19 protein-coding genes are annotated in these 22,392 nt (G+C 68.4%); 9 read left to right on the plus strand and 10 right to left on the minus strand.

Annotation, left to right across the window (positions count from 1 at the left end; translation table 11 throughout):
- Positions 1–9: 9 nt before the first annotated feature.
- The 4 genes from CBY09_RS14855 (at position 10) to proC (ending at position 3,782) form a co-directional block, all read left to right on the plus strand.
- Positions 10–792 (plus strand): ABC transporter ATP-binding protein, encoded by a 783-nt coding sequence (locus tag CBY09_RS14855; protein WP_094290458.1) that lies wholly within the window; start codon positions 10–12, stop codon positions 790–792.
- Entirely contained in the window at positions 792–1,511 is a 720-nt protein-coding gene (locus CBY09_RS14860) for an ABC transporter ATP-binding protein (RefSeq protein WP_094290359.1), read from the plus strand. Before CBY09_RS14855 ends, CBY09_RS14860 begins: the two co-directional genes overlap by 1 nt.
- 45 nt (positions 1,512–1,556) lie before the next feature.
- Positions 1,557–2,738, plus strand: coding sequence for an ABC transporter substrate-binding protein (locus CBY09_RS14865; protein WP_094290360.1), 1,182 nt, complete (start codon positions 1,557–1,559; stop codon positions 2,736–2,738).
- Between the two features lie 186 nt (positions 2,739–2,924).
- Positions 2,925–3,782 carry a pyrroline-5-carboxylate reductase gene (gene proC, locus CBY09_RS14870; protein WP_094290361.1) on the plus strand — a complete coding sequence of 286 codons (858 nt, stop codon included), beginning with the start codon at positions 2,925–2,927 and terminating at the stop codon, positions 3,780–3,782.
- Between the two features lie 95 nt (positions 3,783–3,877).
- Here proC and ubiA read toward each other — a convergent pair whose 3' ends face one another.
- The 5 genes from ubiA to recG form a co-directional block, all read right to left on the minus strand.
- Positions 3,878–4,771, minus strand: coding sequence for a 4-hydroxybenzoate octaprenyltransferase (gene ubiA / locus CBY09_RS14875; RefSeq protein ID WP_094290362.1), 894 nt, complete (start codon positions 4,769–4,771; stop codon positions 3,878–3,880).
- Between the two features lie 216 nt (positions 4,772–4,987).
- Entirely contained in the window at positions 4,988–5,491 is a 504-nt protein-coding gene (locus CBY09_RS14880; RefSeq protein ID WP_063462452.1) for a Dps family protein, read from the minus strand.
- Between the two features lie 118 nt (positions 5,492–5,609).
- Positions 5,610–7,355, minus strand: a complete 1,746-nt coding sequence (locus tag CBY09_RS14885; protein WP_094290363.1) for a dipeptidase — start codon at positions 7,353–7,355, stop codon at positions 5,610–5,612.
- Positions 7,356–7,511: 156 nt separating this feature from the next.
- Positions 7,512–8,477, minus strand: a complete 966-nt coding sequence (locus CBY09_RS14890; RefSeq protein WP_094290364.1) for a LysR substrate-binding domain-containing protein — start codon at positions 8,475–8,477, stop codon at positions 7,512–7,514.
- A gap of 41 nt (positions 8,478–8,518) precedes the next feature.
- On the minus strand, positions 8,519–10,675 hold the full coding sequence (gene recG / locus CBY09_RS14895; RefSeq protein WP_094290365.1) for an ATP-dependent DNA helicase RecG: 2,157 nt from the start codon (positions 10,673–10,675) through the stop codon (positions 8,519–8,521).
- Positions 10,676–10,775: 100 nt separating this feature from the next.
- On the opposite strand from recG, the gene CBY09_RS14900 reads away from it, so the two are divergent.
- From CBY09_RS14900 to CBY09_RS14915, 4 genes are all read left to right on the plus strand, one after another.
- A complete protein-coding gene (locus CBY09_RS14900; protein WP_094290366.1) occupies positions 10,776–12,053 on the plus strand; it encodes a cyclic di-GMP phosphodiesterase in 1,278 nt (425 codons plus the stop codon).
- A gap of 57 nt (positions 12,054–12,110) precedes the next feature.
- Complete coding sequence (locus CBY09_RS14905) at positions 12,111–13,067, plus strand: 1-phosphofructokinase family hexose kinase (RefSeq protein WP_094290367.1); 957 nt, start codon at positions 12,111–12,113, stop codon at positions 13,065–13,067.
- 91 nt (positions 13,068–13,158) lie between these two features.
- Positions 13,159–14,304 carry a tRNA preQ1(34) S-adenosylmethionine ribosyltransferase-isomerase QueA gene (gene queA / locus CBY09_RS14910; RefSeq protein ID WP_094290368.1) on the plus strand — a complete coding sequence of 382 codons (1,146 nt, stop codon included), beginning with the start codon at positions 13,159–13,161 and terminating at the stop codon, positions 14,302–14,304.
- 17 nt (positions 14,305–14,321) lie between these two features.
- The gene (locus CBY09_RS14915) at positions 14,322–15,206 is read left to right on the plus strand and encodes a DMT family transporter (RefSeq protein WP_094290369.1); all 885 of its coding nucleotides are present in this window, start codon (positions 14,322–14,324) and stop codon (positions 15,204–15,206) included.
- A 79-nt stretch (positions 15,207–15,285) separates the two neighbouring features.
- On the opposite strand, the gene CBY09_RS14920 is transcribed toward CBY09_RS14915, so the two are convergent.
- Positions 15,286–16,899: a gamma-glutamyltransferase family protein gene (locus CBY09_RS14920; RefSeq protein WP_094290370.1), complete on the minus strand. Its 1,614-nt coding sequence runs from the start codon at positions 16,897–16,899 to the stop codon at positions 15,286–15,288.
- A gap of 143 nt (positions 16,900–17,042) precedes the next feature.
- Positions 17,043–18,026, minus strand: a complete 984-nt coding sequence (locus tag CBY09_RS14925; RefSeq protein WP_094290459.1) for a Bug family tripartite tricarboxylate transporter substrate binding protein — start codon at positions 18,024–18,026, stop codon at positions 17,043–17,045.
- A 159-nt stretch (positions 18,027–18,185) separates the two neighbouring features.
- Between CBY09_RS14925 and CBY09_RS14930 the strand changes: the two genes are divergently transcribed.
- Positions 18,186–19,136, plus strand: coding sequence for a LysR family transcriptional regulator (locus tag CBY09_RS14930; protein ID WP_094290371.1), 951 nt, complete (start codon positions 18,186–18,188; stop codon positions 19,134–19,136).
- On the opposite strand, the gene CBY09_RS24105 is transcribed toward CBY09_RS14930, so the two are convergent.
- The 3 genes from CBY09_RS24105 to CBY09_RS24245 form a co-directional block, all read right to left on the minus strand.
- Positions 19,102–19,464: a hypothetical protein gene (locus CBY09_RS24105; RefSeq protein ID WP_240515738.1), complete on the minus strand. Its 363-nt coding sequence runs from the start codon at positions 19,462–19,464 to the stop codon at positions 19,102–19,104. The genes CBY09_RS14930 and CBY09_RS24105 overlap by 35 nt on opposite strands.
- A gap of 4 nt (positions 19,465–19,468) precedes the next feature.
- Entirely contained in the window at positions 19,469–20,272 is an 804-nt protein-coding gene (locus CBY09_RS14935) for an HD-GYP domain-containing protein (RefSeq protein WP_240515739.1), read from the minus strand.
- Positions 20,273–20,387: 115 nt separating this feature from the next.
- Positions 20,388–22,085 (minus strand): methyl-accepting chemotaxis protein, encoded by a 1,698-nt coding sequence (locus CBY09_RS24245; RefSeq protein ID WP_094290372.1) that lies wholly within the window; start codon positions 22,083–22,085, stop codon positions 20,388–20,390.
- Positions 22,086–22,392 lie beyond the last annotated feature (307 nt).

Consider the following 22,392-nt stretch of genomic DNA (forward strand, 5'->3'; position numbering starts at 1 on the left):
ACCGCCCCCATGAACGCATTCCTCGACATCCGCCAGATCGCCAAGGCCTTTGGCGGCAACCAGGTGCTGGAGGCCGTTGATGTCCAGATCACCCGGGGCGAGATCGTGGGCCTGCTGGGCCCCAACGGCTCGGGCAAAAGCACGCTGCTCAACGTCATCACCGGCTTCACACCCGCTGACGCAGGCACCGTGTTTTTCGACGGCCAGCGCATCGACCGCCTGGCTGCGCACCGCATCGTGCAGACCGGCATGGCGCGCACCTTCCAGCTGCCCTCCATGCCCACCCGGATGTCGGTGATGGAAGTGGCCATGGCCGCTGCGACGGCGCACCACGGCGTGTTCGGCACCTTGCTGGGCACGGCTGCGGCGCGCACCACGGAGCGCGCAGCGCGCGACAAGGCGGCGCACTTGCTCAACGAGCTGCTGCTCACCCCCGTGCGGGATCTGCCCGCCTCGGCCCTGTCGGGCGGGCAGAAGAAGCTGCTGGGCATCGTCTGCGCCCTGATGGCCGAGCCCCGCATGCTGCTGCTGGACGAACCGACTGCGGGCGTGCACCCCAACCTGCGCCGCGACATCGTGGCCGCCCTGCAGCGCCTCAACGCCCAGGGCATGACGCTGGTGATCGTGGAGCACGACATGCACTTCATCCGCGAGGTGTGCACGCGCTGCGTGGTGCTGGACCGTGGCCACATCGTGGCCAGCTGCCGCCCCGACCAACTGGCAAGCAATGAACGCGTGCTGCAGGCCTACCTGGGCTCCGCAGGCGCCCACCCCCTGGAAGCGAGTGCCTGATGATTGAGATCGACAACGTGGTGGCCGGATACACGGCCGACATCGACATCCTGCGCGGCATGACGCTGGCCGTGCAGCCCGCCGAGATCGTGACCCTGCTGGGCCCCAACGGCTGCGGCAAGAGCACGCTGCTCAAGACCATTGCGGGCTACCTGCTGCCGCGCAGCGGCAGCGTCACGCTGCAGGGCAAAAACGTGTCGCAGATCCCCGTGCACCAGAAGATCCGCCACTGCAGCCTGGGCTTTGTGCCGCAGACCGAGAACGTGTTCAGCGCCCTCACGATCCGCGAGAACCTGCAGGTGGGTGGCCACTACATGGCCCCGGCCGACTGCAGGGCGCGCATGGATGAGCTGTGCGTGCTCTACCCCATCCTGGGCAAGAAGTTCAACGCGCCAGCGGCCTCCATGTCGGGCGGCGAGCGGCAGATCCTGGCGCTGGCGCGCGCGCTCATGCCACGCCCCGAGATCCTGCTGCTGGACGAACCCTCGGCGGGCCTGTCGCCCAAGGTGCTGCACGAGGTGTTCGATGCCATCGTGCAGGTGCGCAACCAGGAGCGCGTGACCGTGCTCATGGTGGAGCAGAACGCCATGGAGGCGCTGCGCATCTCCGACCGCGCCTACGTGCTCTCCATGGGCGCGGTGGCGCTCACCGGCCGCGCAGACGCACTCATGCGCGACGAGCAGGTGCGCGAGCTGTACCTGGGCGGCCGCGCGCACTGAGCCGCTGACACGCCCTTCCTTGACGCCTCACCGGAGCCCCTCTCCATGCCGCTTGACCGCTTGTCCCCCCAGGCCCTGGCCTCGCTCCTGCTCTGCGCTCTGGCGGGGGCCATGGCATTGCACCCGGCGCAGGCCCAGCCTGCCAAGGGGGCGCTGGCCCCGATCCAGCTGGGCACCACCGCCCCGTTCAGCGGAGCCTTTGCCGAATACGGGCAGGAGTACCGCAAGGGTGCGGACGCCTGCCTGGCCGCCGCCAACGCCGCCGGGGGGGTGCGCGGGCGCGCGGTGCAGATCACCTACCTGGACGACGGCTACGACCCCGCCCGCGCGGTGGCCAACGCGCGCACCCTGGCGGGCCAGGGCATTGCGGCCTTCGTGAACCTGGTGGGCACCGGCACGCTGCAGGCGCTGCAACCGGTGCTGGCCGACCTCCAGGTGCCGGTGATCGGTGCCTCCAGCGGTGCGCAGCAACTGCGCCAGGCGGGCACGGCCAGCCGCTGGGTGTTCCACACCAAGGCCAGCAACAGCGAGGAGTTCGAGGGCTTCGCCCGCATGCTGCCCACCATCGGCATGGAGAAGGTCGCCCTGGTCTACCAGGACAACCCCTTTGGCAGGGCCGGCCTCGACAGCGCGCTCAAAGCCTTTGCCACGGGCACGGGGCGCCCGCCACCGACGGCAATTGCGCTGGGTGAACCCGCTGCGCAGGGGGATGCCCATCCGTTTGCCACCACCATCGCCCAGGTGCGCAGCGCCCAGCCGCAGGTGGTGGTGCTGATCGCCGCCGGGCAGGCCGCCCCCGCATTCATCGCCGCCTACCAGCAGGCCGCAGGGCCTGCAGCACGCGTGGCGGTGCTCAACGTGGTGGGTGGGCGGGTGCTGACCGACCAGCTCCAGGCCCGGGTGGCAGGCATCATGACCTCCATGCTTTACCCCAGCCCCTGGAGCACCTCGCGCCGCGTGGTGCGCGACTACCAGGCCAGCCTGGCCCGTACCGAGGCCAGCCCCTCCCTGCTGAGCCTGGAAGGCTGCATCAACCTGCGCTTTGCACTCGAAGCCCTGAAAGCGGCGGGCGACGATGCCTCGCCCGCCGGGGTGCGCCGCGCGCTGGAACGTGGTCTCACCGTGGACCTGGGCGACTTCACGCTCAGCCTGCCCGCAGGCAAGCAGGTGGCCTCCCGCTACACCTCGCTGGGCATTTACCGCAGCAATGGGCGCATCGCCGAATAAGCGCCTATTCAAAGCAACCCCCTCCGGCTCCGCCCCATGGCGGGGCCTTCTGCAGAAGCCACCGCCAGCGCCCGCCTGCGGGCGCGCTGGCCGGTATGCTCGCGCCACCAGGCACAGCGGCCTGTTGCATGCAGCGCCCAGGCGCTACGATGCTCACCGTTTCGGCCCCCGCATTTTTCCGTTCGCATGACAACCACCCACACCCCCGACACCCCCCAGGCGGCGCATGCCAGCCTCCCCACCATCGCCTTCATCGGCGGCGGCAACATGGCCAGCGCCATCATTGGCGGGCTGATCCGCCAGGGCCACCCGGCCAGCCAGATCGAGGTGGTCGAGCCCTACGCCCCCACGCGCGAGGCGCTGCTCAAGAACTTCGGCCTCACGGCGCAGCCCGAGGCAGGCCCGGCGCTGCAGCGCGCCAGCATCGTGGTCTGGGCCGTCAAGCCCCAGACCTTCAAGGACGCCGCCGCGCAGGCCCAGGCGCACACCCAGCAGGCCCTGCACCTGAGCGTGGCCGCGGGCATCCGCTCGGACAGCATCGCGCAATGGCTGGGCACCGAGCGCATCGTGCGCACCATGCCCAACACGCCCGCGCTGGTGGGCAAGGGCATGAGCGCGATCTACGCGCGCCCCGCCGTGACCCCGGCCGAGCGCCAGAGCGTGGAAGCCATCATGGACTCCACCGGCGAGTTCCTGTGGGTGGAGAGCGAGACCCAGCTCGACGCCGTCACCGCACTGTCGGGTTCGGGCCCGGCCTATGTGTTCTATTTCCTCGAAGCCATGACGCGTGCGGGGGTGGGCATGGGCCTGTCCGACGCGCAGGCGCACAAGCTGGCCGTGGGCACCTTTGTGGGCGCCTCGGAGCTGGCCCGCCGCTCGGACGAACCCCCGGCCGTGCTGCGCGAACGTGTCACTTCCAAGGGCGGCACGACCTATGCAGCCCTGCAGTCGATGGAGGCCAGCGGCGTGTCGCAGGCGTTCGAGGCCGCCATGCGCGCCGCCGAAAAACGCGCCAACGAACTCGGCAACGAGTTCGGGGCCTGACCACTGGCACCCTGTTCACGGCGCCGTGGGGAATCGTGAACAGTTTTTAAGGCTTTTTTGGCCTTCTCCGCTCGTCCATCAAGCGCTGACAGCTATCAATTTGTGAGTATTGACCGCACCAGGTAGCTGCCTGCAATGCCCGCAAACACCGTGGCGCCCAGCCAGTGGTTGATGCGGAAGGCCTTGAAGCAGCCCTCGCGGGTGCGCGTGCGGATCAGCGTGAAATGCCACACCGCCTGGGCCAGCGCCGCCCCGATCGCTATATAAAAAATAGCACCCAGCGCATAAGGGGCCAGCGCTACCGCCCAAATGCCGATAAAAAGCAGGTAGAACAGCACAATGCCCGCCACGTCAAAGCGCCCGAGGGTAATGGCCGAGGTCTTGATGCCGATCTTGAGGTCATCGTCCCGGTCCACCATGGCGTATTCGGTGTCGTAGGCCAGCACCCAGAACAGGTTGCCCAGCCACATCCACCAGGCCACGACGGGCACGCTGCCCTGCACGGCGGCAAAGGCAATCACGATGCCAAAGTTGAATGCAATGCCCAGCACGGCCTGCGGCATGGCAATGATGCGTTTGGTGAACGGGTAGGCAATGGCCACCAGCACGGCGGGCACGGACCACAGGATGGCGGCGGTGTTGGTGGTGAGCACCAGGCCAAACGACACGATAGCCAGCGCGGCGCCCAGGCCCAGCGCCTCCTTGACCGACACGGCGCCCGTGGTCACGGGCCGCTGCGCGGTGCGCTTGACATGTTTGTCGAAGTCGCGGTCGGCCACATCGTTCACACAGCAGCCCGCGCTGCGCATGAGGATGGTGCCCAGCACAAACACCACCAGCAGGTGCCAGCCCGGAAAGCCGTCGGCCGCGATCCACAGCGCACTCAGCGTGGGCCACAGGCACACCAGCCAGCCCGCAGGCCGGTCCCAGCGGATCAGGTCAAGGTAGAGCGAGAAGCGGCTGCGGGAGGCGGTGGTAGCGGCGGTCATGGCGCGGGATTTTCCCAGATGCAGACCCGGCACCGGCCCGGCAGCAGAAACGCCCGGGGCCTTGCGGCCGCCGGGCGTTCGGTTCACAGCGCAGCAGCTGGCTTAGAGCGGATAACAAAACCCAGCGCAGCGGTTCTGGCTAGGCGCCGCGTCCCAGGCAGTACGGGTAGTACGACAAGACGCGGCAAGGACGCCAGAAGGGTTTGCTAGCCGCTCTTACTCTTCCAGCAGCGAGCGCAGCATCCACGCCGTCTGCTCATGCACCGTCAGGCGCTGCGTCAGCAGGTCGGCCGTGGGCTCGTCGCTGGCCTTGTCGGCCAGGGGGAACAGGCTGCGCGCAGTGCGGGCCACGGCTTCGTGGCCTTCGACCAGCACACGCACCATCTCCAGTGCCTTGGGCGGCTTGGCGGGCGCATCGGGCACCGTGGCCAGCTTGCCGAACTCGGCATACGAGCCGGGGGCCACATGGCCCAGCGAACGGATGCGCTCGGCGATCGGGTCCACGGCATTCCACAGTTCGGTGTACTGCGCCATGAACATGGTGTGCAGCGTGTTGAACATGGGGCCCGTCACGTTCCAGTGGAAGTTGTGGGTGGTCAGGTACAGCGTGTAGGTGTCGGCCAGCAGGCGCGACAGGCCCTGGGCGATGGCAGCACGGTCCTTGTCGCTGATGCCGATGTTGATGCTGGGGGCGGCGGTGGTCTTGGCGGCTTTGGCCATGGAGGCTCCTTCGTTGAAATGCAATCGATGGATCTGCCGCGCCACAGAGCCCCCGGCAGGCGTGCCCGGGGCCGCAGCGCGGCGGTTCCAGGTCACTTTAGCGCAAGCCCCAAGCCCTTCACTGCATCTGGCTCAAATTCCCGATGCGCACCAGCATCTCGGTGAACATCTGCATGTCGGCGTCCAGGTCCACCACTTCCTTGAACTCCTTGGCGTTGTGCGCCGTGTACTTCTTGCCCGGCATGGCGGGGCCGAAGTTGATGGCGTTGGGCATGAGCTTGGCCGTGGTGCTGCCGGCTGTGGGCACGGGCTTGGCTTCGAGGCCCGTGGTGTCGCCAAAGGTGTTGAGCAGCGTGGCCAGCCAGGCGCCCTTGGGGTCGCGCGCCATCCAGTTGCCCTGCTGGTGGTCCACCTCCACCGCCACACCGGCCTGGGCGCCCCAGGCCTTGACCTTGGCCGAGGTGGCCTGCGTGAGTGCCTCGGGCGTGCTGCCCCGGGGCATGCGCACGTTCACCAGCACATCGACCTGGCCATCCTTCTCGCGGATGAGGTTGGGCGACATCGTGAGCGGGCCCATGAAGTCGTCGCTGTAGGCCAGGCCCAGGGTGCGGCCCAGGTAGTCCACGCCGTACAGGTCGGTGAGGTAACGCACGGCCTGCGCGTAGCCATTGGGGGCCAGCGCCACACCCGACTCCTTCAAGAACAGCGCCAGGCGCGGCAGCGGGTTCACGCCCTCTTCAGGGCGCGAGCCGTGGGCCGATGCGCCCGTGACCTTCACCACCACGGCGCCGCCATCCTGCGCCACGTCGATGCGGAAGGCACCGCCCTGCGGCTGGTACTTCTCGACAAACGCCGCCTTCGCAGCGTTCAGGCGCGCCGCCACGTCGGCGGTGTTGCCGCCCTGCAGGCGGGCCGTGGCGGTCTGCGGCACGGCGTTGGTTGAAGCAGCCCCGGCCATGGCGGTGATCGCCGTCGCGCCGGTCGTGGCAGCAGGCTGCAGCGGGAACGAGGCGCGCAGCGCGCCCGAGCCCTTTTCGGCCACCACGGCGGGGTACTTGCTGTCGAGCACGATGTTGTACTCGGGCAGCGCGGTCTTGGCGCGGTAGTACTTCATCGCGTCGCCACCGGTTTCCTCGGTGGTTTCGATCATGAGGCGGATGGTGCGTGCCAGCGGCAGGCCGCTGTCCTTCACTGCCTTCATCGCGAACAGCACGGTGGCGATGGAGCCCTTGTCGTCGATGGAGCCCCGGCCATACAGGTTGCCGCCCACGCGGGTCAGCTTGAAGGGGTCGAGCTTGGTGCCGTCGTCCAGCACCCATTCGTCGGCCACCACGGGCACCACGTCGGCATGGGTGAGGATGCCGAACTCTTCGGGGCCGCTGCCGGGCAGCTTCACTTCAAAGATGCGGTTGTCCACGTTGCGGTACTGCAGGCCGAAGTCGCGCGCCATGCCTTCCACCAGGGTGCCGAAGGCAATGATGGCCGGGTCTTCGTGGGGAGGCACCTTGGCAGACCGCACGGTGGGGATGGCCACCATCTTCGCGGTGGCCTCGATCACGGCCGCCTGGTTGCGCAGGCGGTTGTGCAGACCGAGCAGTCGGCTGATGTTGACCAGGTCATCGCCCGCCAGGGGCTTGTTCGCTGCATAGGCAGCCACGGCGGGTTGCAGCTCGGGCTGCATCTGCGCCGCAAGCTGCAGGAACTGGCGGAAGTCCGCCGCTGCCGCTGCACTGGGCGTGGCCGCGATGCGGTCGAGCGCGGGCTTCTTCAGCGTGGCGGCCGTGGGCGCCGTGGTGGAAGTGGGGATGGACGAACACGCCGTCAACACGGCGGCCAGGGTGGCGATCAGCCAGAGCTTCTTCATGGGAACCTTCTGTAGAAAGCGGAGCGCAGCCGGACGATGGTCCACGGGCGCTGCGCAACATGCATGCCCCAACGATGCTGACCGGGTCGGCCAGCGCAGGGGCGGCGCGAGTGTAGCGCCGATTCCCCGTGGCAAAAACGCGGCCGCAGGACCGGTTCAGGACAGGCGGTTCACGCCCGGCAGCTCGCAGGCGTAAATGGCATTGCGCAGGGCGGCGATGGCCTCATACCGGGTGAAGCTGCGGCGCCAGGCCAGCACCACGCGGCGCATGGGCGGCGGGCTGCCGTCCTCCTCGCGGATGGGCAGGTAGCGGATGTAGGTCTCGTCGCTCTTGCGGCGGCGCGACACGGTGAGCAGCGCATCGCGCGGCACCGACAGGCGCGGCACCAGCGTCACGCCCATGCCGGCGGCCACCATGTGCTTGATGGTCTCCAGCGACGAGCCCTCGAACGACTTGCGGATGCCCTCGGCATTGCTGGCAAAGCGTGCGAACTCGGGGCAGACCTCCAGCACATGGTCGCGGAAACAATGGCCCGCGCCCAGCAGCAGCATGGTCTCGCTTTTCAGCTCAGCCGCCGTGACCGAGCGCTGCGCCGCCAGCGCATGCGTGCTGGGCACCGCCGCCATGAAGGGTTCGTCGTACAGCGGCGCCATGGCCAGGCCGGTGTCTGGGAAGGGCTCGGCCAGGATGGCGCAGTCGATCTCGCCCGTGCGCAGCATCTCCAGCAGCTTAACGGTGAAGTTCTCCTGCAGCATCAGCGGCATCTGCGGCGTGCGCGTGATGGACTGGCGCACCAGCTCGGGCAGCAGATAGGGCCCGATGGTGTAGATCACGCCCAGCGTGAGCGGCCCGGCCAGCGGGTCCTTGCCACGCTTGGCGATTTCCTTGATGGCCGCCGCCTGCTCCAGCACGCTTTGCGCCTGGCGCACGATGTCTTCGCCCAGCGGCGTCACCGTGACCTCGCCCGCGCTGCGCTCGAACAGCTTCACATCCAGCTCTTCTTCCAGCTTCTTGATGGCCACCGAGAGCGTGGGCTGCGACACATAGCAGGCATCGGCCGCATGGCCAAAGTGCTTCTCGCGGGCCACCGCAACGATGTACTTGAGTTCGGTGAGGGTCATGGTGTGTTCCTGCGGGGCACGTCAGCGTGGGTCTGAGCGTCTCATGCCTTGAGATAGTCCGATTTTCCACCCAACCAGCGCGCCACGTGTTTTGCGGCAAGCTCAGGATACCGGTCCAGCATCTGCGGCGCCAGCTCGCGCGCCCATTCCAGCAGGTGGGTGTCGATGGCCAGGTCGGCAAAGCGCAGCAGTGCATCGCCCGACTGGCGGGCGCCCAGAAACTCACCCGGGCCGCGAATCTCCAGGTCGCGCCGGGCGATCTCGAAGCCGTCGTTGGTCTCGGCCATGGCGCGCAGGCGCTCCTTGGCGGTTTCGCCCACGCGGCCGCTGTCGTTGGTGGCGTACAGCAGCACGCAGGCCGAGGCCGCCGCGCCGCGCCCCACCCGGCCGCGCAGCTGGTGCAGCTGGCTCAGCCCAAAACGTTCGGCATGTTCGATGACCATGAGCGAGGCGTTGGGCACGTCCACGCCCACCTCGATCACGGTAGTGCTGACCAGCACGCCCATCTGGCCGCTGGTGAAGAGCGCCATCACGGCCTTTTTTTCGGCGGTGGGCATGCGCGAATGCAGCAGGCCGACCATCACGCCGGGCAAGGCCTCGCTCAGGTCGGCGTGCGTGGCGGTGGCGTTGGAGAGGTCCAGCGCCTCGCTCTCTTCAATCAGCGGGCACACCCAGTACACCTGCCGCCCGGCCTCCACCTGCGCGCCGATGCGCTCGATCACCTCGTCCTTGCGGCTGTCGGCAATGAGTTTGGTGACGATGGGCGTGCGGCCGGGTGGCAGCTCGTCGATGACCGACACGTCGAGATCGGCGTAGTAGCTCATGGCCAGCGTGCGCGGGATGGGCGTGGCGCTCATCATCAGCATGTGCGGCTCCATGCCGTGGGCCGCGAGTTTCTGCCGCAGCGCCAGCCGCTGCGCTACGCCAAAACGGTGCTGCTCATCGATGATGGCCAGCGCCAGGTTCTTGAATTGCACCTGCTCCTGGATCACGGCGTGCGTGCCCACCACCAGCGCCGCCTCGCCGCTCTCGACCATCGCCAGCATGGCGGTGCGGTCCTTCTTCTTTTGCCCGCCCACCAGCCAGGCCACCCTGCGGCCGCGCGCGGCCAGCAGCGGCTCCAGCCAGCCGATCATCTTGGCGAAATGCTGCTCGGCCAAGATTTCGGTGGGCGCCATCAGCGCGCACTGCCAGCCCGCGTCCATGGCCAAGCAGGCGGCCAAGGCAGAGACCACTGTTTTGCCCGAGCCCACATCGCCCTGCAGCAGCCGGTGCATGGGCACCTGGCGGGCCAGGTCGGCGGCAATTTCTTCGCCCACGCGGCGCTGGGCGGTGGTGAGGCTGAAGGGCAGCACGGCCAGCAGTTGCTCGTGCAGGGGCAACATGCCCGCCTTGGCCTTGGCGGGGCGCAGCACCGGGGCGCGCAGGCGATCACGCTCGCGCCGCGACTGGTACTGCGACAGCTGCTGGGCCAGCAGTTCCTCGGCCTTCAGGCGCTGCCAGGCGGGGTGGCTGTGGTCCTCCAGCGTGGACAGCGCCACGTCGGGCGTGGGGTGATGCAAAAATGTGAGCGCCTCACGCAAGCTGAACGCGCGGTGGAGGCCATTTGGGCCATGAAACCTCGCCCAGGGCGGCTCAGCGCCGGGGGGCAGTGTGTCCGACAGGTCCACCCGCGCCAGCGCACTGACCACGGCGCGGCGCAGATAGGGCTGGGGCAGCCCGGCCGTGGTGGGGTAGACGGGCGTGAGCGCGGCGGGCAGCTCGCCGCCCGCCACACGGAAGGCCGGGTGCAGCATCTGCCGCCCCCAGAAGCCACCCTTGACCTCGCCCCGGATGCGCAGGCGCGCGCCCACCGCCATGGTCTTCTGGTGCGAGGGGTAGAAGCTGAAAAAGCGTAGCTCGCAGCTGCCGCTGCCGTCCTCCACCTGCACCACCAGCTGGCGGCGCGGGCGCAGCTGCACCTCACTCGCCACCACGGTGGCTTCGATCTGGGCGATCTGCCCGTCGCGGGCGCTGGCCAGTGGAATGATGCGCGTTTCGTCTTCGTAGCGCAGGGGCAGGTGCAGGGCCAGGTCGATGTCGCGCCGCAGACCGATTTTTTGCAGCGCCTTCTGCGCCACCGAGGCCCCACCTTTGGCCGCAGCAGGGGCCGCCGGGGCCTTGGCACTAGGGGAAACTCTGGGGGTGGCAGGCGGCATGTAGCGGGTTTTACGAACGACAGGAGCAGGGCAAAAAGGCTACCATGGTTACCGTTGATAACGTCTGACAACGGGCGTTTATTCAGAGTCCCGGCCCACCATGCTCAAGCGCATCCAAATCCAACACCTCACCCTGGGCATGTACCTGCATGAGTTCTGCGGATCCTGGATGGAGCACCCGTTCTGGCGTGCCAAATTCCTGCTCAAAGACCCCAAGGACCTCGAACGCATCAAGGCCACCGCCATCCACGAGTGCTGGATCGACACCTCCAAGGGCCTGGACGTGGCCACTGGCACCACCTCGGTCTCACGCGAAGAGGTGGATGCCAAGATAGAGACCGACTTCAGCCGCCTGGAAGACCTGCCCCCCATCCAAGTGAGCCTGCCCGTGCCACCCCCACCGGTGCGCAACCGCACCCCCACCGACATGCAGGGCGAACTCAAGATGGCGGCCGCCATCTGCGTGAAGTCCAAGAAGGCCGTGGTGTCGATGTTCAGCGAGGCCCGCATGGGCCGCGCGGTGGACTCCGTGGGTGCGCAGAGCCTGGTGGAGGAAATCTCCGATTCCGTCACCCGCAACCCGGGCGCGCTGATCAGCCTGGCGCGCCTGAAAACGGCCGACGACTACACCTACATGCACTCAGTGGCGGTGTGCGCGCTCATGGTGGCGCTGGCGCGCCAGCTCAAGCTCAATGACGAGCAGACGCGTCTGGCGGGCATGGCGGGCCTGCTGCACGATCTGGGCAAGGCGGCGATCCCGATGTCGGTGCTCAACAAGCCGGGCAAGCTCACCGACAAGGAATTCACCGTGGTGCGCAGCCACCCGGTGGAGGGCTTCCACATGCTCAAGGAGGGCGGCAATGTGCCCGACGCCGTGCTCGACGCCTGCCTGCACCACCACGAAAAAATCGACGGGTCGGGCTACCCCGACAAGCTGCAGGGCGAAGGCATCAGCGTGATCGCACGCATGACGGCCATCTGCGATGTGTACGACGCCATCACCTCCGACCGCCCCTACAAAAGCGGCTGGGACCCGTCCGAGTCACTGCGCCGCATGGCCGAGTGGACCAGCGACCATTTCGACGCGCGGCTGTTCCAGGCCTTCGTCAAAAGCATCGGCATCTACCCCGTGGGTTCGCTGGTGCGGCTGACCTCGGGGCGCATCGGGGTGGTGACCGAACAGGCCCCCACGGCCCTCACCACGCCCATCGTCAAGGTCTTCTTCTCGACCAAGTCCGACCTGCGCATTCCGCCCGAGCTGGTGGACCTGGCCGCCCCGGGCTGCAACGAGAAGATCGTGGCCCGCGAAGACCCCGAGAAATGGCGCTTTCCGGACATCAATGAACTCTGGTCGGGGTTTGCCGAAAAGGCCTGGTAGCCCTGCCCGTCTGCTCTGGCCACCACTCCCGCCCCTGCCCTGCCCCGCGCTTCCTCCGTGCCCGCCCTGATCACCCTGACCCTGAACCCCGCGCTCGACCTGGCGACCACCACCGACCACGTGGCCCCCACGCACAAGCTGCGCTGTGGCCCGGTGCAGCGTTTTGCGGGCGGTGGCGGCATCAACGTGGCCCGCGTGCTGCACCGGCTGGGCGCCGATGTGCTGGCCTGGGCCCTGGCGGGTGGTGCTGCGGGCACACAAGTCCAGCAACTGTTGGCCGACGAAGGGGTGCCCACGGCGCTGCAAGCCATTGCGGGCGATACGCGCGAGAACTTCTCGGTGGTCGAGACCACCACCGGCCAGGAGTTTCGGTTTGTGCTGCCCGGCCCCACGCTGCAGACAGCCGAATGGCAGGCCTGCCTGGATGCGCTGGCCGCCTTGCCCACGCCGCCGCGCTGGCTCATTGCCAGCGGCAGCCTGCCACCCGGCACGCCCGACGATTTCTATGCCCGGCTGGCCCAGGCTCTGTCTGGCCGGGGCGTGCGGGTGGTCGTCGATACCTCGGGCCCGCCACTGGCCGCTGCGCTGCAGGCGGGCGTGGCCCTGGTCAAACCCAGCCTGCGGGAGCTGCGCGAGCTGGTGCAGCAGCCGCTGGAGCAGGCCGCCGACTGGTGCGCCGCCGCCCAATCGCTGGTGCACAGTGGCGCGGCCGAGACCGTGGCCCTGTCGCTGGGCGAACAGGGCGCCGTGCTGGCGACCCGCGCGGGCGTGTGGCAGGCCCCGGCGCTGAACGTGCCGGCCACCACCGGCACCACGGGCGCGGGCGACTGTTTTCTGGCGGCGCTGGTCTGGGCACTGGACCGGGGCGACGCCCCTGCCGAAGCACTGCGCTGGGGCGTGGCCGCAGGCGCTGCCGCGCTGCTGCACCCGGGCACCACCCTGGCCCAGGCGGGCGACCTGCACCGGCTGGTGCTCAGCGTGCCCGCACCAGTGGCCGTCGCCACACAGCCATAACCCTGGCCCCGGCGGGCGGCGCGGGCGCGTGGGACAATCGCGCCCTTCGCAATTTTTACCTTGGCACGGGCCCGTTCGGCCCTCAAGCACGATGACTGATTTCTCCCCCGGCGCAGCCAGCGCGCCCCACGCTTCCCGCGTGTTCACCCTCAGCGACTTCGACTTCTCGCTGCCCCCCGAACTCATTGCCCAGCACCCCGCACCCGAACGCAGCGCCTCGCGCCTGCTCGATGGCCGCGCCATGCAGCCCGTAGACCGCATCTTTCGTGAGCTGCCCGGACTGCTGCGCGAGGGCGACCTGCTCGTCTTCAACGACACGCGCGTGGTCAAGGCGCGCATCTTTGGCGAGAAGGCCAGCGGCGGCAAGCTGGAGCTGCTGATCGAACGCGTGCTGCCCGCCGAGGCTGGCAACCCGGGTAACGAAGTCGTGGCCCACATGAAGGTCAGCAAAAAGCCCCTGCCCGGCAGCGTGGTGCACATGGCCGGAGGCCGCAAGGCGGGCGGCTTTGACGCGCAGCTGCTGGGCCGCTGGCCCACCGAGGACGGCCCGCTGTTCCGCTTTGCGCTGCACGGCCCGGCGGGCGAATCGCCCTGGGAGCTGATGGACCGCCACGGCCACCTACCGCTGCCGCCCTACATCGAGCGCCAGCAAAACGCCGACCACGACCCCGACGAGGCCGAAGACAGCCAGCGCTACCAGACGGTGTTTGCCCGCAACCCCGGCGCCGTGGCCGCGCCCACCGCCGCGCTGCACTTTGACGAAGGCGTGCTGGCCGACCTGGCGGCGCGCGGCATCGAACGCGCCAGCGTCACGCTGCATGTGGGCGCAGGCACCTTCCAGCCCTGCAAGACCGAAAACCTGGCCGAGCACCAGATGCACAGCGAGTGGTACGAGATCCCGCTGGCCACGCTGGCCGCGCTGGAGCGCTGCCGCCAACGCGGCGGCCGCGTGGTGGCCGTGGGCACCACCACCGTGCGCACGCTGGAGTCGTGGGCAAAGACCGGTCAGGCCTCGGGCGACACCAACATTTTCATCACGCCGGGCTTTGCGTTCCAGGTGGTGGACGTGCTGGTCACCAACTTTCACCTGCCCAAGAGCACGCTGATGATGCTGGTGAGCGCGTTTGCAGGCTACGCCCACATCATGGGCCTGTACCGGCACTCGATTGCGCAGCAGTACCGCTTCTTCAGCTACGGCGATGCGATGCTGCTGGAGCGTGCGCGCAGCTCGCCGTGACTCCCCCAGGCCCTGCGTTGTCCACCAGCCCTGCAGCCCGCCGGCGTGCGGCGCTGGCAGGCATCGCGCTGGCCGTGGTGGCCTGCGCTTTCTTTGCCTTGCTGGACACCGCAAGCAAGCTGGTCAGCGTGGGCGTGCCCATCGTCATGGCGCTGTGGATGCGCTACGTGTTCCAGTCGCTGCTGACCACGGCCTTTGTGCTGCAGCGCGCGGGGCGCTCGGCGCTGCGCACCACACAACCCCGCTTCCAGGCCCTGCGCGGCGCACTGTTCGCCATGACCAGCCTGTTCGGCTTCATCAGCCTCACCGCCCTGCCGCTGGCAGAGTTCACGGCCATCGTGGCCACAGTGCCCCTGTGCGTGACGGTGGTGGCGGCCCTGTGGCTGCACCAGCCCGTGAGCCCTTTGCGCTGGTTGCTGGTAGTGGCCGGGCTGGCGGGCACGCTCGCCATCATCCGGCCCGGGGGCGAGGCCTTCACCTGGGCGCTGCTGTGGCCGCTGTGCATGCTGGCCGCAGGCACGGGCTACCAGGTGCTCAGCAGCAAGATGGCGGGCCAGGAGAGCCCGGCCACTACCCAGCTCTACACCAGCTGGATCGCCACCGCGCTGGTGTCGCTGGGTGTGCCGTTTTTCTGGCAGCCGGTGAGCGACCCGTGGATGTGGGCGGGCATGTTCACCATGGGCTTGTCGAGCGCGGTGGGGCACATGCTGCTGCTCAACGCCTATGCGCGCACCACGCCCGTTGTCATTGCGCCGTTCTTGTATTCACAGATTGGCTTTGCGATGCTGGCGGGCTGGCTGGTGTACCGCCATGTGCCCGATGCCTGGTCGATGGCGGGCATTGCGGCCATCGTGCTCAGCGGCGCGGCCAGCGCGTGGCTGACCGTTCGCGAGACACGGTAGGCGCCACTTTTCCAAACAAAAACAGGGCTCTGCGCGCGACCACAAAGCGCTAATAGCCCCTGTTTTTATAGCATCTAGCTCAATACGCCACGGCGTGCCCGTCCTTGCGCGGGTCGGAGCCTGCGATGTAGCTGTTGCCGTTCTTCAGCACCAGCTGCGCGCCGCCAAAGGCGAACACGCCATTGCCCTCTTCCACCGTCACCTCGTGCCCGCGCGCGCGCAGCGCGGCGACCACGGCGGGGTCAAAGCCTGGCTCCACGGCCACGCCCTTGCCGCCCGTCACGCGCCAACGGGGTGCGTCGGCCGCCGCCTGCGGGTTCTGGCCGTAGCGCAGCACGCGCAGCGCCATCTGCGTGTGGCCCTGGCTTTGCATGGGGCCGCCCATCACGCCAAACGCCATCTGCGGCGTGCCGTCGGCATGCATGGCAAAGGCCGGGATGATGGTGTGCGAGGGGCGCTTGCGCGGTGCCACCTGGTTGGCGTGGCCCGGGATCAGGTTGAAGCCATGGCCCCGGTTCTGCAGGCTGATGCCGGTGCCCGGCACCACCACGCCCGAGCCAAAGCCCATGTAGTTGGACTGGATGAACGAAACCATCATGCCGGACGCGTCGGCCGCCGCCAGGTACACCGTGCCGCCGGGGCGCGGCGCGCCGTGGCCGGGGTCGCCTGCGCGCTCGGGGTCGATGAGCTGGGCGCGGCCTGCGAGGTAGGTCGCGTCCAGCAGGTGCTGGGGCGCCACGGCCTGCATGGCGTCGATGTCGGCGTTGTACTGGTGCAGGTCGGCCAGCGCGAGCTTCATGGCCTCGATGCTGGCGTGCACGGTCTCCACGCTGTCGAGCGGATGCTTGCCAATGCCATGTGCGTCCAGCATGCCCAGCGCCATCAGCGCGGCAATGCCCTGGCCGTTGGGCGGGATCTCGTGGATCACCGAATCGCCAAACCGCTGGTGGATGGTGCCCACCCAGTCCGCCTGGTGCGCGGCCAGGTCGGCCAGCGTCATCGCGCCACCATTGGCTTGGGAATGGGCTGCAATGCGCTCGGCAATCACACCCCGGTAGAAGGCCTCGCCCTCGGTCTCGGCAATCAGCTCCAGCGTGCGCGCGTGGGCTTCGCTGCGGAAGACCTCGCCCGCCCGGGGCACGCGGCCGCCCAGGTACTCGGGCATGAAGCACTCGGCAAAACCCGGTTGCGTGCCCAGCTTGGTCGCGCCCAGCGCCCACAGGTGGGCGATGGTGGGCGACACCGGAAAGCCGTTGCGCGCATAGTCGATGGCGGGCTGCGCCAGCTGCGCAAACGGCAGCTTGCCCAGGCGCTTGGACAGCGCCACCCAGGCCGACACGGCACCCGGCACGGTGACGGCGTTCCAGCCCGTCTCGGGGATGCCACCCAATTTTTCGAAGTATTCAGGCGTCCACGCCGCAGGCGAGCGGCCGGAGGCGTTCAGGCCGTGCAGTTCCTTGCCGTCCCAAACGATGGCAAACCCGTCGCTGCCCAGGCCACAGCCCGTGGGCTCCACCACCGTGAGCGCCATGGCGGCGGCAATGGCGGCGTCCACCGCGTTGCCACCCGCTAGCAGCATGCGCAGGCCCGCCTGCGCCGCCAGCGGCTGCGAGGTGGAGACCACGTTGCGCCCCATGACCGCGCTGCGGTGGGAGGCGTAAGGAAGGGACCAGTCGAGGGATGGGGTGTTCATAGCGTTCTGACTCTGTTGCTAGCAAGGTGTCGCGGTGCGTGAAACTGGCGCGGCGCAAGGCGAGAGGCGCCAAGGAAGGGCCGCCCCGCACCGAGGGCGTCGTCCCCCTCGGGGGAAGGCGCCAAAGGCAACACAGGGGGCAATCAATCCACCGAAATCTTGTGCTGCCGGATCACGGTGGCCCAGCGGTTGCTGTCCGCCTGCACCATGGCGCCAAACTGCGCGGGCGTGCGCGGCGCGGCGGGCTCCACGCCCAGCTTGGCCAGGCTCTCGGCCACTTCAGGCGCCTGCACGGCCTTGGCAAAGGCCTTGTGCACTTTCTCGACCAGCGCAGGCGGAGCGCCTGCAGGCAGGTACACACCAAACCAGGTCACCGACGAATAACCGGGCAGGCCGGATTCGGCCAGCGTGGGCAGCTCGGGCGCCAGGGTGCTGCGCTTTTCGCTGGTCACGGCCAGCGCGCGCAGGCGCCCGGCTTTGGCGTGGGGCATGCCCGTAGGCAGCGAGTCAAACAGCACATGCGTCTGCCCGGCAATCAGGTCGGGGATGGCCAGCGCCGTGCCCTTGTAGGGGATGTGGGTCATGTCCACACCCGCCTGGGCGCTGAAGGCCGCAGTGTTCAGGTGCACGATGGTGCCGTTGCCACTGGTGGCGTAGTTGAGCTTGCCGGGGTGGGCCTTGGCATACGCAATCAGCTCGCCCACGGTCTTGGCGGGCAGCGAGTTGGTGACCAGCAGCACGCTGGGCGCGTCGGCCACATGGGCCACGGGCACAAAGTCCTTGCGCGGGTCGTAGGCCAGCTTGGGCATGAGATGGGGCGAGATGGCGTGGGTGCTGCTCGTGGTCAGCAGCAGGGTGTAGCCATCGGGTGCGGCCTTGGCCGCCTCGGCGGTGCCCAGGGTGCCGCCCGCGCCGGGCTTGTTGTCCACCACCAGCTGCTGGCCCAGGTCGGCCGCCACACGCTGGGTGACGGTGCGGGCCACCAGGTCGGTCGCGCCGCTGGCCGGGAAGGGCACGATCACCCGCACGGGTCGATCCGGCCAATTGGCTTGCGCATGCGCCGCCGCCGACACCACCAACAGGCCGGCCAGGCCCCAGACACCACGGCCCCAGGAAAGTAGACGCATACGCAGCACTCCAGCCAAGAAGTTGAACAAGACACACACACAAAGAGTGGGCCATCTTAGGAAGCTGTGCCTTGCTTGACCACCAGCATTTCGGCAAACTGCTTTGCCACGGCGGCAAACCGGCGCATACTGCGGCCTCGTTTGAAGAACCCGCCCCCGATGCGCGCCCACCTGCTGCAAGACACCACGCTGCGCTACTTTCTGGAAGTGGCGCAGAGCGGATCGCTCACCGAAGCGTCGGCTCGCCTGCATGTGGCCGCCTCGGCGCTGAGCCGCCAGATTGCGGGGCTGGAGGCGCAGCTGGGCACGCCGCTGTTCGAGCGCCACCCGCGCGGCATGGTGCTCACGGCGGCGGGCGAGATCCTGGCCGTGCATGCGCGCCGCACGGTGCTGGACGCCGAGCGCGCCCTGGGCGAGATCGGCGCACTGCAGGGCCTGCGCGCCGGGCAGGTGCGGCTGGCCACCTCCGATGCGTTCGCCAACGAACTGGTGCCGCGTCTGTGTGTGGAGTTTCAGCGCACCCACACCGGCATTCAGTTCAGCGTGATCGCGCTGCCCACCGCCCAGGTGCCCGACGCGGTGCGCAGCGGCGCGGCCGACATCGGCCTGTGCTTCAGCCGGTCGCCCCACAAGGACATCGAGGTGGCCTACCGCCAGACCGCGCCCGTGCTGGCCCTGCTCCCGCCCGGCCACCCGCTGGCGGGCGCTGGCAGCGTCACGCTGGCGCAAATGGCCGAATACCCGCTGGCGCTTCCCCCGGCCGAAACCACGGTGCGCCAGATGATCGACATCGTCTGCAGCCGCCAGGGCCTGCAGCTCTCGGCGGTGCTCATCAGCAACCACGCCAAGACGGTGGTCAACTTTGTACAGCTGGGCGGCGGGCTGTCCGTGGCCAGCGAGATCGCCGTGCGCCACCTGGTGGCCGAAGGCGCCATCGTGGCCCTGCCCATCAGCGACCCAGGCATGGACCTGCGCGACATCGAGATCCAGACCCTGGCCGGGCGCAGCCTGCCGGTGGCGGCGCAGGCGTTTCTGGAACTGCTCAAGGAACAGCTGCCTGGCTCAGCCACGCCCGTCACTGAGGCTGCCAGAGGTGGGCCAGCCGCGTGAATCCGTGGGTGTGCGGGTCCTCCCGCGCGACGATGTGGTCCGCCTCGCCGGGGCGGGACAGGTCCAGCACCCGCTGCTCGATGTGCGAGCCGGAGCGCAGTGAAAAGAACACGCGCACCTGGGGCGCGGTCAGTGCCTCGGGGTTGTGCTCCACCACCACGGCGAGCCGGCCCGACGCCAGGCGCACCAGCGACCCCACCGGGTAGATACCCACCACCCGCACGAAGGCATGCAGGATCGACGGGTCGAAATGCCCCTCCCACTGTGCCATCCGCGCCAAGGCCATGGCCGGGTCCCAGGCGCTCTTGTAGGCCCGCTCGGAAGTCACCGCGTCATATAGCCAGCAGGCTGATCTGTCCCTGTGGCAAGCCATGCGGATAGCCGCTGCCGTCCATCTTTTCGTGGTGATGAAGACAGACGTCGATCACGGAGTCCGGCACCTGGCCGCCACGGCTCAGGATCTCAACACCATGCTGCGGGTGCATTCGCATCACCCCGAACTCCTCGGGCGTGAGCTTGCCTGGCTTGTGCAGGATGTGGCCCGGCACCCGCAGCTTGCCCACGTCGTGCAGCAACCCGCACATGCCCGCATCCCGCACCTGGTAGGGCGCCAAACCCAGTTGGCGCGCCAGCGCAATCATCAAGGTGCACACCGCCACAGAATGCGCGAAGGTGTAGTTATCCTTGCTTTTGAGTCGCACCAGCCCGATCAGCGCTCCGGGCTGCGTCGCCACCGCAGCCGTCAGCTCATCCACGATGGCCAGGCTGTCGTCCAAGGATATCGCCTGCCCCGCGCGGGCCTGGCAGAACAGTGCCCGGACCACCTCGCGCGCCTTCACTGCCAGCCGTTCGGCGCGGTGGAGCGGGGCCACAGAATCGCCCAGGGCCGGGATGCGGGGCTGCCGCGATGAAGACTCCGTGGCAGGGGCGGCTGGCGGGTCCGCCGGGGTGTCCGCACCGCCCTCACGCAAAGATGCAGACCCGGCAGCCACATCCGCGCCGCGCGAGGTGTCAATCCAGCAATGCGCCACGCCACTGCTGCGCAGGGCCAGCACGTCGCCTTCGCCCTGCAGCGCAAACCGGCTGCGCCAGAACGGGTGGGCCATCCACGACGCATCCAGCGCGTGGACAAACATGCCCGGTATCGCCTGATCGACCGGAATCCTTTTCAACACATCGGCACTGTCCATTGCTACCTACCTGGCATGGGGAACCCGGTGGGGTTCAGCACATGCCACTGCACAGGGTTGATCAGAACCGCTTCCAGGGGCCATCAGCGCCCGGTGCCGCCCTCTGCGCCGCGCGGGGCAGTGCCGGGGCCAGCCGCTGCGACGCCCCGGGCACAGCATGACCGGTGGCAGGGGCGGGGGCGGGTTGCTGTGCATCCGGCCCCAGGCGAAACACGGCCACGGCCTGCACCAGTTGCTGGGCCTGGTGGTTCAGGCTGTCGGCGGCGGCCGCCGCCTCTTCCACCAGGGCGGCGTTCTGCTGGGTCACCGTGTCCAGCTGGGTCACGGCTTCGTTGATCTGGCTGATGCCTGCGGTCTGCTCCTGCGTGGCGGTGGTGATGTCGCCAATTAGGTCCGCCACGCTGCGCACCTGGGCCACCAGGGTGTCCATGACCTGGCCGGCGTCGTTGACCAGCTCGCTGCCTTTTTCCACCCGGCCCACGCTGTCCTCGATCAGGCCCTTGATTTCTTTGGCCGCTGCGGCACTGCGCTGGGCCAGGCTGCGCACCTCGCTGGCCACCACGGCAAAACCACGGCCCTGTTCGCCCGCACGCGCCGCCTCCACCGCCGCGTTCAGCGCCAGGATGTTGGTCTGGAAGGCGATGCCATCGATCACGCCGATGATGTCGGAGATGCGCTGGGAGGATGTGTTGATCTCGGCCATCGTGGCCACCACCTGCCCCACCACGCGGCCGCCATCGTGGGCCGCCGCGCTAGCGCTGCGTGCCAGCTCAACCGCCTGGCGCGAGACGTCGGCACTGCTTTGCACGGTGCTGGTCAGCTCTTCCATCGAGGCCGCCGTCTCCTCCAGGTTGCTGGCCTGCTCCTCGGTGCGCTGGGACAGGTCGGCATTGCCCACTGATATCTGCCCGGCGCCCGTGGCAATGCTGTCGCTGGCCTCACGCACCGTGCCCACCACGCTGCGCAGCGCGCGCTGCATGTCATGCATTGCGGCCACCACACTGCCCGCCCGGGCGCGCGAGGTATCGATGGGCAGGGACAAATCCCCGGCAGCGATGGCGTTGGCGGCCTGCGCCACGGCGGCCGGCTCTCCGCCCAGCGCGCGTGTGAGGCTGCGGGTCAGGGCCACACCAATTGCGAGCCCCACCAGGGCACCACCGGCCGTCAGGGAAATCAGCAGCACGCGGATGCGGCTGTAGATAGTGTCCGTTTCGTCGTTGAGTGCCTTGGCATCGCCGCGCTTGCGCTCGACCAGCTTGCCCAGCAGGTCGTCCGCCTTGTCGGCCAAGGGGCGCACCGCGCGCATCTTGTCGGTGGAGGCACGGACATTGGCCAGTTCCTCCTCCTTGAGCAGCTCTGCGACCTGGTCAAGCCCGGCTGCGTAGTCGCGCAGCGCCGCAGCCGCATCGCGCGCCAGCGCCTTTCCGCCGTCGGAAACGAAGAACTGTGCCGAGCTATCCAGTTCTCCCGTCGCCTGCGACACGCTCTGGCTGGCGGCCTGCAGGTGGGTGGCCCTCTCTTGTTCCGACACAGACAGCAGCGCGCTGCGCATGGCCCTTCCGGCAGCCACAAGGTTGATGTTGGCTTCGGTGGCATGCAGCATGCCCGCGATCTCGCGCTCATACATCAGCTGGGCCAGATCGTTGATCTGGGACGATTTCTGGATACCGTTGATCCCGATCACCGCCCCTACGGCGGCAACGGCGAGAAACCCGCCAATCAGCTTGCTCCCCACCGGAAGCTTCTTGAACCATTCCACGATGCCGTTTCCTTTGCTGTGTTCTTGTCGATGGCAAGACACCGTGGATGCATCGCGCCACAGCCACCCGGCGGCAGCTTGCGCCGCCGGGCCCGCAGACCTCCCCCCGACTCGGCGGGATTGTCCGGATGGGGCCCGGCCGCCGTCTACACGATTCGCGCAGTTGTCTGCATGTTTAACGCAAAAGTAACCTTCAGGCGTTTTTTTGACAGCTATTGACAGCTTGAGCTGCTTGTACACTGCGCCACTCGGAAACTCCCTGCAGACCCCAGGGCTCACACCCGGCCATCTCCGGTTTCTCTCTTCC

This window comes from Acidovorax kalamii, assembly GCF_002245625.1.
In the GTDB taxonomy this organism is placed as follows: domain Bacteria; phylum Pseudomonadota; class Gammaproteobacteria; order Burkholderiales; family Burkholderiaceae_C; genus Acidovorax; species Acidovorax kalamii.